Here is a 14,734-nt window from a genome sequence, read left to right on the forward strand (position 1 = left end):
TTTTGCTATCATTATAATAACCTAGTGATAAACAAGTTCCCCTTATATAAAGTTCTCCTTTAATACCTATTTCTTTAGGACTAATAAAATTCATATTTTCATCAAAGACTAAAAGCTCGGTATTTTTTGAATTGTTTCCTATGGGTAAAATTTCGCTTTCTTTAAAATTACGGTTAATTTCATAATAACAACAAGTTCCTGCAATTTCAGTAGGTCCATAAAGATTAAATAGTTTTGCATTTTTAAGATGTTTTTTCCAAATATGAAGTGTTTTAATGGGTATTAATTCTCCTACGAAGGCAACAGTTCGTAAAGAATTGAGATTAAATTTATTTAAGATACTATCTTTTGCAAAAAAACTAAGCACTGTAGGCACCCAAGAAATAATACTGACTTGTTTTTCTTCTAAATAAGATAAAATTTTATTTGGAAAAGCAAAAAGATGATTAGGTAGTAAATGAAGTGTCGCTCCTGCTTTAATGCTTGAAAATATATCTCTTACAGAAGCACTAAAATAAAATGGAGTTTGATTAAGCAAAATGCTTTGATTATTTATTTTTAAAATATGACAAATATGGAAAGTATAATCAATCACACTTTTATGAGAAATAGAAACACCTTTTGGCACTCCCGTGCTTCCACTTGTAAAAAAAACATATAATAAATTTGTATCTATATGTCTTTCTTTAATTTCTTCTAACAAAGTCTCATCTATATCAAAATTTAAAAAATCTTCTGTATAAAGTGTAGGCAAATTTAAATCAAAATTTAAATCTTTTGAAGTAATTAATAGCTTTGGTTTTAAAATATTTATTACTTTTTCTACGCGCTCTTTTGGAGTTTTTTCATCTAAAAGAGTATAAAAATTTCCACTCAAACTTACACCAAAAAAACTTATAAGACAATCAATACTTTTTGGCAAAAGAATTAAAATAGGACTTTGTATATAAGAATATTGCAAATCTTTAGCAATCTTACTTGCAAGCTTTTTACTTAAAACATTGAATTCTTTATAGCTTATACTTTTAAAATTTGAACCAAAAGTATCTACAAAAGCTAATTTTTCAGGAAATTTTAAAACACTTTTTTCTAAAAAATCATAAATATGAGTTATCATTAATTTCCTTTAGATTTTAATATAGATTTAAAAAGAAGATGATGATTTTAATCACTTATAATCTTAATTTTAAAACATTCTTAATTTTGATATAATTCAAACTTCTTTTATAATCATATCAAAAAAAAATAAAAGTAGGGAAAATGCCAAAACTTTATCTTTTATCTCTAGGTTGTAATAAAAATTTAGTTGATAGTGAAATTATGCTAGGTCGTTTAAGCGAGTATGAAATTTGTGATGAGCCAAATAAAGCAGATGTAATAATTGTCAATACTTGTGGTTTTATTGAAAGCGCTAAAAAAGAAAGTATTGAAGCTATTTTAAATTTACACGAACAAAGAAAAGAAAATTCACTCTTAGTAGTTACAGGTTGCTTGATGCAACGTTACCGTCAAGAGCTTATGAAAGAGCTTCCAGAAGTTGATCTTTTTACAGGCGTGGGTGATTATGAAAAAATTGATGAGATGATACTTAAAAAAATAAATTTATTTTCAAGTTCAACTTATTTGCAGAGTGAAAATTCTAAGCGTATTATCACAGGATCAAATTCACATGCTTTCATAAAAATCGCCGAAGGATGTAATCAAAATTGCTCTTTTTGTGCTATCCCAACTTTTAAGGGCAAGTTAAAATCACGCGAAATTTCAAGTATAGTAAATGAAGTTAAAGATCTAGTAAAAAATGGTTATAAAGATTTTTCTTTTATTGCTCAAGATACAAGCTCATATTTATATGATAAAGGGCAAAAAGATGGACTTATTCAATTGATTGATGAGATAGAAAAGATAGAAGGTGTGAAAGCAGCTAGAATTTTATATCTTTATCCTACAAGTGTTAGCAAAACTTTAATACAACGCATTATTGACTCTAAGATTTTTGTGAATTATTTTGATATGCCATTACAACATATTAGCGATAATATGCTTAAAATTATGAAAAGAGGAATGAATTCTGAAAAACTTAAAGAAATATTAAATTTAATGAGAAATGCTAAAGATAGCTTTTTAAGGACAGGTTTTATTGTGGGACATCCTGGTGAAAGCGATGAAGATTTTAATGAGCTTTGTGAATTTGTAAAAGATTTTGGTTTTGATAGAATAAGTGTTTTTGCTTATTCTAAAGAAGAAGATACTGCAGCTTTTAATATGAAACAAATTCCTTTTAAAACTATAAATTCAAGACTTAAAAAAATAGAAAAAATTGTAGATAAAGTGATAAATGAGAGTTTTAAAAAAGAAGTAGGCAAGAGACGTTTAGTAGTTTGTACAGGAGAAAGTAGCGAAGGTGAATTTTTTATTGCTGGAAAAGATTTAAGATGGGATAGAGAAATTGATGGAGAAATTCTTATCAATGAAAGTGAATGTGGAAATTTAGAAATGGGACAAATTTATGAGTGTGAAATTTTACAAAGTGTTGATAAAAAACTTATTGCAAAAGCCTTAAGAAAATATGCAAATTAAAAAAGAAATTTTAGAATTTTTAAGGAAAGGTAAAAATTTATTAGCTTTTTCTTATGGAAGTGATTCTACGGCACTTTTTTATTTTTTAATACAAGAAAAAATTGAATTTGATCTTGCTATGATCAATTATAAAACAAGAAAAAATAGCGATTTAGAAGAAGATGAAGCTAAAAAACTTGCTTTTAAATTTAATAAACAAATTTTTACCATTTCAGCCCCTTGTTTTAAAAATAATTTTGAAAAAAATGCAAGAGCTTTTCGTTATGATTTCTTTGAAAAAATTTGTTTTAAATATCATTACAATAATCTTATTTTAGCCCATCATTTAAATGATCAATTAGAATGGTTTTTAATGCAACTTTCGCGTGGGGCAGGAGTGGTAGAGCTTTTAGGGATGAGTGAATTTGAAAAATGTAAAAATTATAATCTTATACGTCCTTTGCTTTTTATTTCTAAGAATAAAATTTTAAATTTTTTAAATAAAGAAAATATAAAATATTTTAATGATGAGAGTAATGAAAATGAAAAATATTTTAGAAATTATATTAGAAAGCATTTTTCAAATAATTTTGCAAAAGAATTTGAAAAAGGCTTAGAAAAAAGTTTTCGATATCTTCAAAAAGATAAAGAAAAACTTTTTGATATAAAAAAAATTAAAGAATTTAAAGATCTTTTAATTTGTCCAAAAGATGAAGGCTATATTGCAAAGACTGTAAAAATTCAAGGTATTGTTTTAAGTGCGGCTCAAAGAAAAGAAGCTTTAAAGAATGATTGTGTTTTAAGTGGAAAAATAGCTATAGTTTATAAAAATGAAAAAGCTATTGTATTTAAATATGAGGTTTGTGAAAAATTGCCTAAAAAATTTAAAGAAGAATGTAGAATTTTAAAAATTCCAAGACTTTTAAGAGCTTATTTATATAATCATCATATAAGCCCTTCAGATTTTATTTTGCAAGTTTAAAATTCTTTGATAGCTTAGATGAGTAAGAAAAATTATAAAGAAAACTTGTAAAAATATACCCAGAAGCGGTAAAGTTGAAAGCAAATAAAAACAAAGTGTGCTGAATTTAAACTCTAAAGGAGAGAATTTATTTTGAAAAAGATTAAAATTTTCCCTGTCCAAAACAGAGCTTGTAACATCTAGCATTAAAAGCTTATGAAAGAGATAATAAAATACAAGATAATAAATAAAAAGATTTATAAAAGGTAAAAATAAAAAAAGAGTACATAGCACAAAAAATGCTATAAATTTTAGAAATATTTTTAAAAATTCAAAAATGATTTTTATAAAAGGAATTTCATTTTTTATTTCATGGTGATAATGTTTCGAGTTGATTTCTTTAACAATAAAAGGCGTTAAAAAAGATGTGATAAAAAGTGCCAAAAAAACAGAAGCAAAAATAATAACAAGACTAGAAAATAAAATACTTATAATTGCTATAATAATTTGCATAAAATGAAAAGCATAAAGCCATGCCCAAAAAGAATTTTCATCTATGCTAAATAAGGTATTAAAATAATTAAATAAAAATGAAAATCCAAAAATAACTAAAATACTTACAAATAAAAAACTAAAAAGAAGCGGAATAAAAGCGTATTTTAAAAATTTAATACTTAAAAAATCTTTTAAGGCAAGTTTAAAAATGAGCATTATTTGACTTTTTTATAGTATTGTTCAAGACTTTGGTAGATTTCTTTATAATCAAAATTATTCTCTAAAATTTCATTTAAAATTTCATTATCTTCTTTACCATTCCAATTTTTTTTATAATTTCCTTCTTTATAGCCGTGTTCTTGTCTAAAGATATTTAAAATGTTTTTGCCTATATAAGTTTTATAAAGACTTTCTAAATTTAAACCACACTTAATGGCTAAAGCAAAATAATTTGATAAAAGAGTATATAAACGTAGATTAAAACCACTGCACTCATGAATCAGCAATTCAATGTCATTTAAAATATTATAAGTATCACTTTCATTAGGTTTCATCTTTTCTTTAGAAAAGTCTTGAAAAATACTTATAGAGCTAATTTCTATAGCAATATTGTTATAATTTTTATCGTTTTTATATTTTTCAAGCAAAAGACTAAGAATAAAATGCCAAATATCTACTAATTCAATGCGAACATTATCCCAGTCAGTTGATGAGCTAATATTTTTCCAATGTTTCCAAGCAAAAGAATCTATAAGTTCTGCGCATTCCATATAAATACAACGCCTCCAGCTTATAAGCTTGCCTTCTTTTGTATAACCGTTTTCCCATCCAATACCATTTGTCTCATCATTTAATTTTTGTTGAAGCTCTAACATATTTTTTAGTATTTCTATTGTTTGCATAGTTTTCTTTCTTAAATTTTTATATAATTATACTAAAAAATATATTTTAAATTTTTGAAAGTAAATAATGCAAAAAGAGTTAATTTTAGCTTCAAGGGATGATGGATTAGGAGAAAGATTAAGAGCTATTTTAAATGCAATTTATCTTTCTAAATATTTTAATTTTGGTTTAGTGTGACATCCTTTAAATGCCAGTGAAACTGAAGTAGCTAAAAATAAATTAGCGTCAGTTATTGTTCCTAGCGTGGATGAAATTTTTTCTAAAGAATTTATACAAAAATATTCTTATAATGGTATTTTTGAAACTCGTATGGATGAATTTGACAAACTCAAAAGAAAAAGTATAAATTTTTTAAAAGATGCAAAAGTTTTAAATTTTCCTATTCATATGACACAAAAGCGTTTAGATACAATTTTTAATGATTTAGATACTAAAGAATATAAAGCAAGTTTAATTAAAATCTAGCAAAAGCTCGATTTTACTCCTAAAATAAAAGAAATTTTAAAAGAAGCTGAAGAAAAAATTGTTAATTTAAAGAAAAGTATCGATGATGGACAGTTTTGTTCTTTGCATATAAGAGCAGGAGATGCTATTTTTTTAAATAAATTTCAAAAACAAATTATAAGACCTAATATTTTTGCAAGAGCTCTTAACTTTACACTTGCCATAGAAATCATTAATAAAGAATTAAAAACAAATAATGCCATTATAGTTTTGAGTGATGATTTATCTTTATTGGAGTGTTTTAAAAACAAACTTCCAAAATTTATTAAATCTTAATGAAAAGCAAAAAAAGAAATTATTTTTTTCTATAGATTTATGTAATAAGAAAGATTATGTTTATAAGGCTTTATATGAAAATGCTTTAATGTCTTGGTCTGATAAGATTTATTATACTAAAACATCAGGTTATGCAAATTTAGCTGTTTTAACTAGTAAATATAAAGAAGATATTGGAATTTATGAGTATTTTAGTGATGAAGAGCAATATAAAATTATTCAAAAATATTTAGAACAAATCAATGTTCCATCCCTTTCATAAATCTTTTGTTTGTTTTCATGGTTTTAGACTTGCTAAAATTTTAAAAAAACCTTTAGAAGAGATAAAATCTTGGCTTAAAAAAGCCCATTTTTATAATCCAAATAACAATACCTTTCATCTTTTATGGATAGAAATTCTATTTAAAGAAAAGCAAATTAAAGAAGTAAATGAGTATATTGCAAATTTACTTATACAAAGGAAAAGTGCATTTTTAGAGACTTTATTTTGTGGTAATACAAGATATTATTGTGATTTTATATTTGATTATTTTTTTTAAGCATGCTAAAAAAGGTTTTGAAAATATTGATTACATTGCAAGTTCAATTGCTTTAAATTTAGGATGTAACGAACTTTTTGAATTTTATTTTAAAGAAATTAAAGATAAATTTCAAACTCCTTTTAATTTTGAAAAAAAATTAGGTGCTGAGTTTTTAATGAAAAATCATTTAAGTTATAAATTAGGTGAAGCTATGGTAAAAAATTCTTTTACTTTGAAAACTTTACTTAAAAATCCTTTAGATTTATTAATGATTTATTTACAGTTTAAAAAAGATAAATTTAAACACGATAAGCCTTTATCTTCTTATAAAGATTACGAAAGTGCTTTAAAATTTATAAAAGCCCAACCTTATTATAAAAATAGGTTATGCTTTAATTAAGGCTCAAAGAATGTGATATAAAGGTGGATATTTTATTTTTATAAAAGAGCTTAAAAAAATTGCAAAAGAATACAAAGAGGAGCGAAAGAATTTAAAGAAAAATTTATAATATCTAACATTTATTGTTAATCAAATTTATAAATTTTTGCATAAATAATTATTTTAATATAAGATAAAAAATATTTAATATTTTAAACTATAAAACTCTTACCTTAAGGCAAGAGTAATTTTAAGCATAAATATTAAGATTATTTTCTGCATTATTTTCATTTTCTTTAGCTATTTCTTGTTGCTTTTCAAGTTGTTTTTTCATTTGTTCTAAAACTTTATCTAGTAATTTTTTACTATCTTCAAGCATAGAAGTATTGGTATTTATATTTGAAGTTTGGTTTTTAGTGAGTAAATTTTGCAATTTGTTGGTAAAATTATTCATAATAGCATTTTGGTGGTTTTCATCATTTGGAGTTGGTAAGGCATTTGCCATTTGCATTGCACTAGTAATGAGTTCTTTAGGATTTAGTTCTCTTACTTTACTTTTACTTAAGAAATCTTGTATCATTGGTTCAACTTCTTTCATAGCATCTTTAATTTCATTTAAATCATTTTGAGTGAGTTTTGATCCTTCAAAACTAAAACTAAAACCATATTGATGCTTTAAATTTAAACTTTTACCTTCTTCGTTATTATTATAATTTAAACTTTGATTATCATACATAGAAAAAGCAAGATGTTTACCACTTTTTGTCGTATAATCCATAGAGAAATTTTGACTTTGACTCGCACTAAGTTCCATTTGAACTCCTTTATTAATGATCTATTAATATTAGATCGGATTTTTTTAAATTTATTGTAGTATAATTTCTTATGGATCAAAGAATTATAAATTTTTTACAAAATAATGAAATTTTAAGTTTTGCAATGCAAGATCGCAATGAGGTTTATATTGCTAATGCTTTTTATATTTTTGATATTTTACATTCTTCTTTTATTATCGCTTCTGATAAAAATACTAAGCATGTAAAACTTTCTATTATTAATCCTTGTATAGCAGTCAATGTTTATCAAGGTAAAAAAATTGCTTTATTAAAAGGGGTTCAAATAAAAGCTAAATTTATAGATGCAACCAAGGAACAAGAAAAGCTTTATTATCACAAATTTCCTTTTGTAAAATTTCAAAAAGATATAAAAATTTATGCTTTATGTATTTTATGGGCTAAATTTACAGATAATACTTTAATGTTAAATCAAAAAATTGAATTCCAAAGAAATTGATTAACAAAAAATATATTATAATTTTTAAAATTACAAAAAGAGAAGAAATAAATGTTAAATGTTATTTATGCTCTTTTTTTTAGAGAGTTAAAAACAAGATTCGGTACAAATAGACATTTGGGATATATTTGGGTTGTAGGTGAGCCTATGTCTGTTATTTTGATTATTACAATAATTGGAACTATTATTAGAGAATACCATCATCAAGTAATGCCAGAAGGAATTTCTATTTTTATGTTTTTAATTTCTGGTATTATGCCATTTTTTATGTTTAGAAGTATAGCTAATCAACTTATGAATGGCGTGGGAGCAAATTTAGCTTTATTTGCTTATAAGCCTGTAAAACCAATCCATGTATTTATTGCTAGAACTTTGCTTGAATTTTGTATTTATTTTGTAATTTTTATAGTTGTATTATTTTTTGCCGGTTGGTTTTTTCATTTAAATGTTTTACCAAGGCATTTATTAGATGTTATATTTTGTATTTTTTTATTGATGTGTTCAGGCTTTGCATTAGGAATTTGTTTTGCAATTATTCATCATTTTTTTGAACCTTTAAGAACTTTACTTGCTTATTTTAGTATCGTTTTTTATTGGACTTCGGGTATTATTTTTCCTACTTGGCTTATGCCTAAACCTTTGCTTGAAATATTTTATTATAATCCTTTGCTCCATATTATGGAACTTTTAAGATATAATTTTTTTGATAATTATCCTTTATATGAAGATTGTAATTATACATATCCTATTTTTTGTATAGCTATTGTCCTTTTTATAGGTCTATTTTTTTATTATTATAATAGACAAGCTTTAGTAGCGGTTAAAAGACAATGATAAAACTCATAAATTTAACTAAATCTTATCCTTTGTTTAATGGTCAAAGGCATTATATTTTTAGAGATTTTACTTTTGAATTTCCTGAAAATTGTAGCATCGGTTTAATGGGTTATAATGGTGCTGGCAAATCAACACTTATGAGACTTTTAAGTGGTTCTGAACTTCCAGATAGCGGAAAAATTATAACTAATAAAAAATTATCTTGGCCTTTGGGTTTAAATGGTGCTTTTCAAGGCTCTTTAACTGCTAGAGATAATGTCAAATTTGTAGCAAGAGTTTATGGCTATAAGGGTGAAAAACTTAAAGAAAAAATTAAATTTGTAGAAGAATTTGCAGAACTTGGAAAATTTTTTAACGAGCCTATGAGAACTTATTCTTCTGGTATGCAAGCTAGAATTGCTTTTGGCCTTAGTATGGCATTTGACTTTGATTATTATTTAATTGATGAAGCTGGAGCAGTTGGGGATCCTAAATTTAGAGAAAAAAGTATAAAACTTTATAGAGAGAAATTGAGTCAATCTAAAGTTATTATGGTTTCTCATAATATTGCTGAAATTAAACAATGGTGTGATAAAATTATTTTTATGAAAAATGGAAAAATTACAGTTTATGATGATATTGATGAGGGTATAGCTGTTTATCAAGGAAAAGCTTAATGGAAGAAAAGAAAAATTTGTTTAAAAAAATTAAAGATTTAAGTATATTTGATTCTTTTAAAATCGTTTGGTTTTTAATGATTTTTGTTGTAATTTATTATATCTTAATTGCAGCTAATCGTTATGTAACAACCATGAGTTTTGATGTAAGATCAACAAGTAGCGGAAGTATTCAAACAAGTGGAATTTTATCTTTACTTTCTAATGCATCTGGATCAAATGAGGATATTAAATATCTAAAAGGTTATATTTATTCTTCTGATATGCTTAATTTATTAGAGCAAAAGATTAAAATAAAAGAACTTTATGCAGATCAAAATATAGATTTATTTTATAAACTAAAAGAGTCAAGCTCTAATGAAGCTTTTTTAAGATATTATCAAAAACGTATAAAAATTTATACAGATGACAAAACAGGTCTTTTGAATATTGAAGTAGAAGGTTTTACTCCACAATCTTCTTATTTGATTGCAAAAACAATTATGGAAGAGAGTGAAAAATTTGTTAATGAAGTTTCCCATAGAGCCGCAAGAGAACAAATGATATTTGCAGAAAATGAAGTAATCAAATTTAAAGAAAGACTTCAAAAAGCTCAAAATGATTTGATTTCTTTTCAAAATCAATATGGAGTTTTTGATCCTTTAAAACAAGCTGAAAGCAAAGCAAGTTTAATTGCACAAATTGAAGCAAATTTAGCACAAAAAGAAGCTAAGCTTTTAACTTTGCAAAGTTATATGAATGATAGTGCCCCAGAAATTGTTACTTTAAAAGCTGAAATTGCAGCAATCAAAAAACAACTTAATAAAGAACAAGCTAAGATTTCATCTAATACTTCGAGTAAAAAATTAAATGACTTAGCAGCGAAATTTCAAGATTTAACCATAGAAGTAGGTTTTGCAGAAGAGGCTTATAAAGCAGCCTTAAAAGCTTATGAGAGTGCTAGGATAGAAGCTTTAAGAAAAATAAAACAATTAGTTGTAATACAAAATCCAAGCGAACCTCAAAGTGCTAAATATCCAGAAAGGATTTATGATATTGTTACAGCATTTATAGTTTTATCTTTGGCATATGGAATAATTAAATTTATTAAAATGATTATAGAGGAGCATAAATATTAAGATGAAAAAAATACTTATATTACTTATTTCATTTATTTTTTCTTTTGCAGCGGTAGATATATCTCAAATTGTTGCAAGTGAAAATAATACTCCAATTTTTGAACAAAATGCATCTTTAGCATATTCTCAAAATATAGAAAATAACTCAAGTATCTTAGAACGCAAAATGCCTCCTCTTGTATTTGGAGCACAGCTTTTTAATGGAAATTTTAAGAATTTTGCCCAAAGAGTTTATAATCCTGATTATAAAATTGCAGTTGGAGATCAAATAAGTTTAAAAATTTGGGGTGCTGTCGAATTTGCTCAAATTTTAATAGTAGATTCTCAAGGTAATATTTTTATTCCAAAAGTAGGAGCAATTAATTTATTAGGGGTAAAAAATAGTGCTTTAGTTTCTGTAATTAAATCTAAAGTAAATCATATTTATAAAAGCAATGTTTTTGTATATGCAGATATGAATGCTTATCAAAATGTTTCTGTTTTTGTTACAGGAAGTGTTAATGCTCCAGGTCTTTATCAAGGTTTAAGTTCTGATTCTATTATTCAGTATTTAGATAAAGCACAAGGTATAAATTTGGAATACGGAAGTTTTAGGAATATACAAATTTTAAGAAATAATGAAGTAATTAAAAATGTAGATTTATATGATTTTTTATTAAAGGGTAAAATGGAGCTTTTCCCTTTTAGAAGCGGTGATGTTATTTTAGTTGGAAATGTTCAAAAATATGCTTTTGTAAGAGGAGATGTTCAAAAGCCTTTTCGTTTTGAACTTGGAGATGATATTAAAACCTTAAGTGATTTAGCGAAAATTGCTGGAGCTAAACCTATAGTAACCAATGCTATTGTAAAAACTTATGCAGAAGATCATAAACTTGATGTGTATTCTTATAATAAAATGCAATTTTCAAAGGTTCTTTTAAGAACAGGAGATGAAGTTGAATTTCAACCAGAATATGTTTCACAAAATATTAGTATATCTATAAGAGGTGAGCATGATGGTTTAGGTACTTTAGTTGTAAGAAGAGGAACCACACTAAAAGATATTTCAAGACTAATAAAAGCAAATAATCAATCAGATATGAATTCTTTGCAAATATTTAGAAAAAGTGTTGCTAGAACACAAAAAGAGCTTATTAAGGCACAACTTAAAGAACTTGAAACTTTAGCTTTAACTAGTACTTCAGTAACCCCGCAAGGTGCAGCTATACGTGCGCAACAATCAAGAACTATTTTAGAATTTATACAAAGAGCAAAACAAGTAGAACCTAGAGGACAAATTGTTGTTGATGATGTAAAAGCTTATGATACTATCACTTTAGAAGATGGAGATATTGTAAATGTTCCAAGTAAAAATAATCTTATTATAGTTCAAGGAGAAGTATCTTTACCAGGAGCATTTGTTTATACCAAAAAAGAAGATTTAAAATTTTATATTAATCAAGCAGGTGGATTTAGTGATAGAGCAGATACTTCTAAAGTTTTAGTTATAAGAATTAATGGAAAGGCTGAAAAATATCATAGTGGAATGAAAATTGAAGCAGGAGATTCTGTTTTGGTATTACCTAAAATAGAAAGTGAAAATTTACAAATCTTTAGCATGCTTACTCAAATTCTTTATCAAATTGCTATTGCAACTAATGTTGTATTAAAAATATAGGATAAAAAATGTTAAATAGTATTGAAATTGCTAAAGAAGTTTTTAAAATAGAAGCAGAATCTATCAATCATTTATCTAAAAATTTAGACGATAATTTCACTAAAGCAATTGAGCTTATATTAAATACTAAAGGACGTTGTGTTGTCAGTGGAATGGGTAAATCAGGTCATATAGGGGCAAAAATAGCTGCAACTTTTGCAAGTACTGGGACGCCTAGTTTTTTTATCCATCCTGGAGAAGCTTTACATGGTGATTTAGGAATGCTTACTTGTGATGATATTTTGATTGCTATCTCAAATTCCGGAGAAACCGAGGAGCTTTTAAAAATTATTCCTGTGATAAAAAGAAGAAAAATTCCTCTTATAGCAATGAGTGGGAATCTAAAATCAACTTTAGCCAAACAAGGAGATATTTGTTTAAATATTTCTATTACCAAAGAAGCTTGCCCATTAAATCTTGCTCCTATGTCTTCAACAACTGCAACTTTAGTTATGGGAGATGCTTTAGCAGCAGTTTTAATGAAAGCTAGAAATTTTAAACCAGATGATTTTGCTCTTTTTCATCCAGGTGGAAGTCTGGGGCGTAAGCTTTTAACAAAAGTTAAGGATCTTATGGTTTCAGATAATCTTCCTATAGTTCATCCTGAAACTGAATTTAATGATCTTGTTAATGTAATGACTTCTGGAAAATTAGGTCTTTGTATAGTATTAGAAAATGGAAAACTTGTTGGTATTATTACTGATGGAGATTTGCGTCGTGCTTTAAAAGCTAATGATAAGCCTAGATTTGATTTTAAAGCTAGAGAAATTATGAGTACAAATCCTAAACTAGTAGATGCAGATGCTATGGCAAGTGAGGCAGAAGAGATTATGCTAAAATATAAAATTAAAGAAATTGTAGTTGGAAAAAAAGAAAAGGTTGTAGGAATTATTCAGCTTTATGCTATAGGAAATGTTTAGTGACTCTTTTGTCTGTTATTATTCCTTTTGGATTAAGTAAAGAACGTCTTTATATTCAAGATAGAATTTTTGAAAAGATAGAAGATTTTAAAAATTTAAAAGAAATAGAATTTATTTTTGTAGAAGGTTATTCTTCTTTAGAAAATAATTTAAAAGAGCAAATAATTCAAAATAATTATATTTATTTAAAAGATGATACTCAAATTAATTTTTTTTCACAAGGAAAATGCAGAAATTTAGGAGCTTCTTTTGCTAGCTCTTCTGTTATAATGTTTTTAGATGTAGATTGCTATCTTTCTAAAGAAAGCTTTTTAAAGATTCTTAATTTAATCAAGATAAAAAATATTTCCTTAAATTTAAATGCTTTACTTGTTTTACCTGTTGTTTATCTTACACAAGAAGCTAGTAATTTCCTAAAAAAACAAGATCAAAGTTTATGGGATAGTTTAATACAAAATGATTTAATAAGTGGAAAAAATACTTATGTTAAATTTTTTGCTCCAAGCTCTACTTCAAGTATAGTAATCAATAAACATACTTTTTTAAAGCTTGGTGGAAATGATGAAAGATTTATAGGTCATAGTTATGAAGATTTTGACCTTTTTGCTAGAGTTTTAAAGTCTTGCATTGAGTTTGAAAAGATGCCTTTTAATTTAAATTATGATTCTAGAAATTGGAATTTTTATAATTTTGAAGGTTTTAGATCTTGGTTTTCATTGCTTGGTTATGAAGCTTGTTTTTATGGAATTTATATGTATCATTTTTGGCACATAGAACCAAATCAAAATGGTTACATGGATAGAAGACATAGAAATCATAAACTTTTTTATAAGAATTTAAAAAATATGCAAACACATAGTTTAAAACCTTTACAAGTTTTTCAAGCTAAAAATGAAAAAGTTTTAATACTTTTTAAAGATAAAAATTATGATTTTAAAGATATTGGTATTTATATAGGAGAAATCATTTATAAGAATATAAATGATTTTATAGATAAAGAATTAAAATATGAGCTTTTATTAGATTTTTTACAACAAGAAAAAATTACTAAAGTATTTTTAGATGCAAATATAGAATATAAAATGACTAATATAAAACATTTAGATGTATTTTATTTTCAAAAAGGGATTTTGCCAGATTCTTGGTATTTTTATAAAGACTTACAAAAACACTATGAAAAAAGAGAATGGGATAGAAAATTAAGCAATGAAGAGAAATTGCAAATTTATAATTATTTGCTTACTTTAAGTCATAATGATAAGAAAAATATTGAACAAACAATAGAAAAATTGAACATTGATATGGAAAAAGATTTATTAAATTTTGTTTTTTATCTTAAAAATAAGCTTTATAGTTTTACATATAGAAATGATTTTTTTCAAATTATCTTAGATAAAGAAAGATACTTGATAGCAGAAAAAAATGATAAAAGTTTTTATTGTTTACATTCTTTTATATATAAACCTTATTTATTTGAGCTAAAAAATATACGGTTATTTAGTTTTGTTTATAAAATATTAGGTTTATCTTATTTAAAAGCTAAAATTTCACAAGCTAAATTTTATCGTTTGATGAAGAGATTATTTTTTTAATCTTAAATATTTTTTAGAATTTAAATA

The 14,734-nt window shown here is 25.2% G+C and carries 18 protein-coding genes; 14 read left to right on the forward strand and 4 right to left on the reverse strand.

Annotated elements, in window-relative coordinates; translation table 11 throughout:
• Positions 1 to 1,117 (reverse strand): AMP-binding protein (locus JG676_RS07105; RefSeq protein ID WP_200217780.1); only part of this gene is annotated, 1,117 nt, incomplete at its 3' end.
• A 143-nt stretch (positions 1,118 to 1,260) separates the two neighbouring features.
• On the opposite strand from JG676_RS07105, the gene rimO reads away from it, so the two are divergent.
• Both rimO and tilS read left to right on the forward strand, forming a co-directional pair.
• A complete protein-coding gene (gene rimO, locus JG676_RS07110) occupies positions 1,261 to 2,577 on the forward strand; it encodes a 30S ribosomal protein S12 methylthiotransferase RimO (RefSeq protein WP_200217781.1) in 1,317 nt (438 codons plus the stop codon).
• Positions 2,567 to 3,538, forward strand: coding sequence for a tRNA lysidine(34) synthetase TilS (gene tilS, locus JG676_RS07115; protein WP_200217782.1), 972 nt, complete (start codon positions 2,567 to 2,569; stop codon positions 3,536 to 3,538). The genes rimO and tilS overlap by 11 nt, the downstream gene beginning before the upstream one ends.
• On the opposite strand, the gene JG676_RS07120 is transcribed toward tilS, so the two are convergent.
• Positions 3,515 to 4,228: an EI24 domain-containing protein gene (locus JG676_RS07120; protein ID WP_200217783.1), complete on the reverse strand. Its 714-nt coding sequence runs from the start codon at positions 4,226 to 4,228 to the stop codon at positions 3,515 to 3,517. The genes tilS and JG676_RS07120 overlap by 24 nt on opposite strands.
• Positions 4,228 to 4,914 carry a dUTP diphosphatase gene (locus JG676_RS07125; protein WP_200217784.1) on the reverse strand — a complete coding sequence of 229 codons (687 nt, stop codon included), beginning with the start codon at positions 4,912 to 4,914 and terminating at the stop codon, positions 4,228 to 4,230. The genes JG676_RS07120 and JG676_RS07125 overlap by 1 nt, the downstream gene beginning before the upstream one ends.
• A 244-nt stretch (positions 4,915 to 5,158) precedes the next feature.
• On the opposite strand from JG676_RS07125, the gene JG676_RS07130 reads away from it, so the two are divergent.
• The 5 genes from JG676_RS07130 to JG676_RS07150 all read left to right on the forward strand — a co-directional run bounded on the left by JG676_RS07130 (position 5,159) and on the right by JG676_RS07150 (position 6,616).
• Positions 5,159 to 5,380 carry a hypothetical protein gene (locus JG676_RS07130; RefSeq protein ID WP_200217785.1) on the forward strand — a complete coding sequence of 74 codons (222 nt, stop codon included), beginning with the start codon at positions 5,159 to 5,161 and terminating at the stop codon, positions 5,378 to 5,380.
• Positions 5,381 to 5,482: 102 nt separating this feature from the next.
• On the forward strand, positions 5,483 to 5,695 hold the full coding sequence (locus JG676_RS07135) for a hypothetical protein (protein ID WP_200217786.1): 213 nt from the start codon (positions 5,483 to 5,485) through the stop codon (positions 5,693 to 5,695).
• The gene (locus tag JG676_RS07140) at positions 5,637 to 5,957 is read left to right on the forward strand and encodes a hypothetical protein (RefSeq protein WP_200217787.1); all 321 of its coding nucleotides are present in this window, start codon (positions 5,637 to 5,639) and stop codon (positions 5,955 to 5,957) included. The genes JG676_RS07135 and JG676_RS07140 overlap by 59 nt, the downstream gene beginning before the upstream one ends.
• On the forward strand, positions 5,938 to 6,234 hold the full coding sequence (locus JG676_RS07145) for a hypothetical protein (RefSeq protein WP_200217788.1): 297 nt from the start codon (positions 5,938 to 5,940) through the stop codon (positions 6,232 to 6,234). The genes JG676_RS07140 and JG676_RS07145 overlap by 20 nt, the downstream gene beginning before the upstream one ends.
• Positions 6,218 to 6,616 (forward strand): hypothetical protein, encoded by a 399-nt coding sequence (locus JG676_RS07150; RefSeq protein WP_200217789.1) that lies wholly within the window; start codon positions 6,218 to 6,220, stop codon positions 6,614 to 6,616. Before JG676_RS07145 ends, JG676_RS07150 begins: the two co-directional genes overlap by 17 nt.
• Before the next feature lie 229 nt (positions 6,617 to 6,845).
• Here the strand turns inward: JG676_RS07150 and ciaI are convergent, their stop codons facing one another.
• Positions 6,846 to 7,409, reverse strand: coding sequence for an intracellular survival protein CiaI (gene ciaI / locus JG676_RS07155; RefSeq protein ID WP_200217790.1), 564 nt, complete (start codon positions 7,407 to 7,409; stop codon positions 6,846 to 6,848).
• Positions 7,410 to 7,480: 71 nt separating this feature from the next.
• Here ciaI and JG676_RS07160 point away from each other — a divergent pair, with 71 nt between their 5' ends.
• Genes JG676_RS07160 through JG676_RS07190 form a run of 7 tightly spaced genes read left to right on the forward strand, consistent with a single transcriptional unit; the run spans position 7,481 to position 14,707 of the window.
• On the forward strand, positions 7,481 to 7,888 hold the full coding sequence (locus JG676_RS07160) for a hypothetical protein (protein WP_200217791.1): 408 nt from the start codon (positions 7,481 to 7,483) through the stop codon (positions 7,886 to 7,888).
• Positions 7,889 to 7,939: 51 nt separating this feature from the next.
• On the forward strand, positions 7,940 to 8,722 hold the full coding sequence (locus JG676_RS07165; RefSeq protein WP_200217792.1) for an ABC transporter permease: 783 nt from the start codon (positions 7,940 to 7,942) through the stop codon (positions 8,720 to 8,722).
• Positions 8,719 to 9,381, forward strand: coding sequence for an ABC transporter ATP-binding protein (locus JG676_RS07170; protein ID WP_200217793.1), 663 nt, complete (start codon positions 8,719 to 8,721; stop codon positions 9,379 to 9,381). Before JG676_RS07165 ends, JG676_RS07170 begins: the two co-directional genes overlap by 4 nt.
• Entirely contained in the window at positions 9,381 to 10,499 is a 1,119-nt protein-coding gene (locus tag JG676_RS07175; protein ID WP_200217794.1) for a capsule biosynthesis protein, read from the forward strand. Before JG676_RS07170 ends, JG676_RS07175 begins: the two co-directional genes overlap by 1 nt.
• 1 nt (position 10,500) lies before the next feature.
• Positions 10,501 to 12,156 (forward strand): polysaccharide biosynthesis/export family protein, encoded by a 1,656-nt coding sequence (locus tag JG676_RS07180; protein ID WP_200217795.1) that lies wholly within the window; start codon positions 10,501 to 10,503, stop codon positions 12,154 to 12,156.
• Between the two features lie 8 nt (positions 12,157 to 12,164).
• On the forward strand, positions 12,165 to 13,115 hold the full coding sequence (locus JG676_RS07185) for an SIS domain-containing protein (protein ID WP_200217796.1): 951 nt from the start codon (positions 12,165 to 12,167) through the stop codon (positions 13,113 to 13,115).
• Positions 13,115 to 14,707 carry a sugar transferase gene (locus JG676_RS07190; RefSeq protein WP_200217797.1) on the forward strand — a complete coding sequence of 531 codons (1,593 nt, stop codon included), beginning with the start codon at positions 13,115 to 13,117 and terminating at the stop codon, positions 14,705 to 14,707. The genes JG676_RS07185 and JG676_RS07190 overlap by 1 nt, the downstream gene beginning before the upstream one ends.
• The last annotated feature ends 27 nt before the right edge of the window (positions 14,708 to 14,734 follow it).

It is taken from the genome of Campylobacter sp. 2018MI34 (genome assembly GCF_016598975.1).
GTDB lineage: Bacteria > Campylobacterota > Campylobacteria > Campylobacterales > Campylobacteraceae > Campylobacter_D.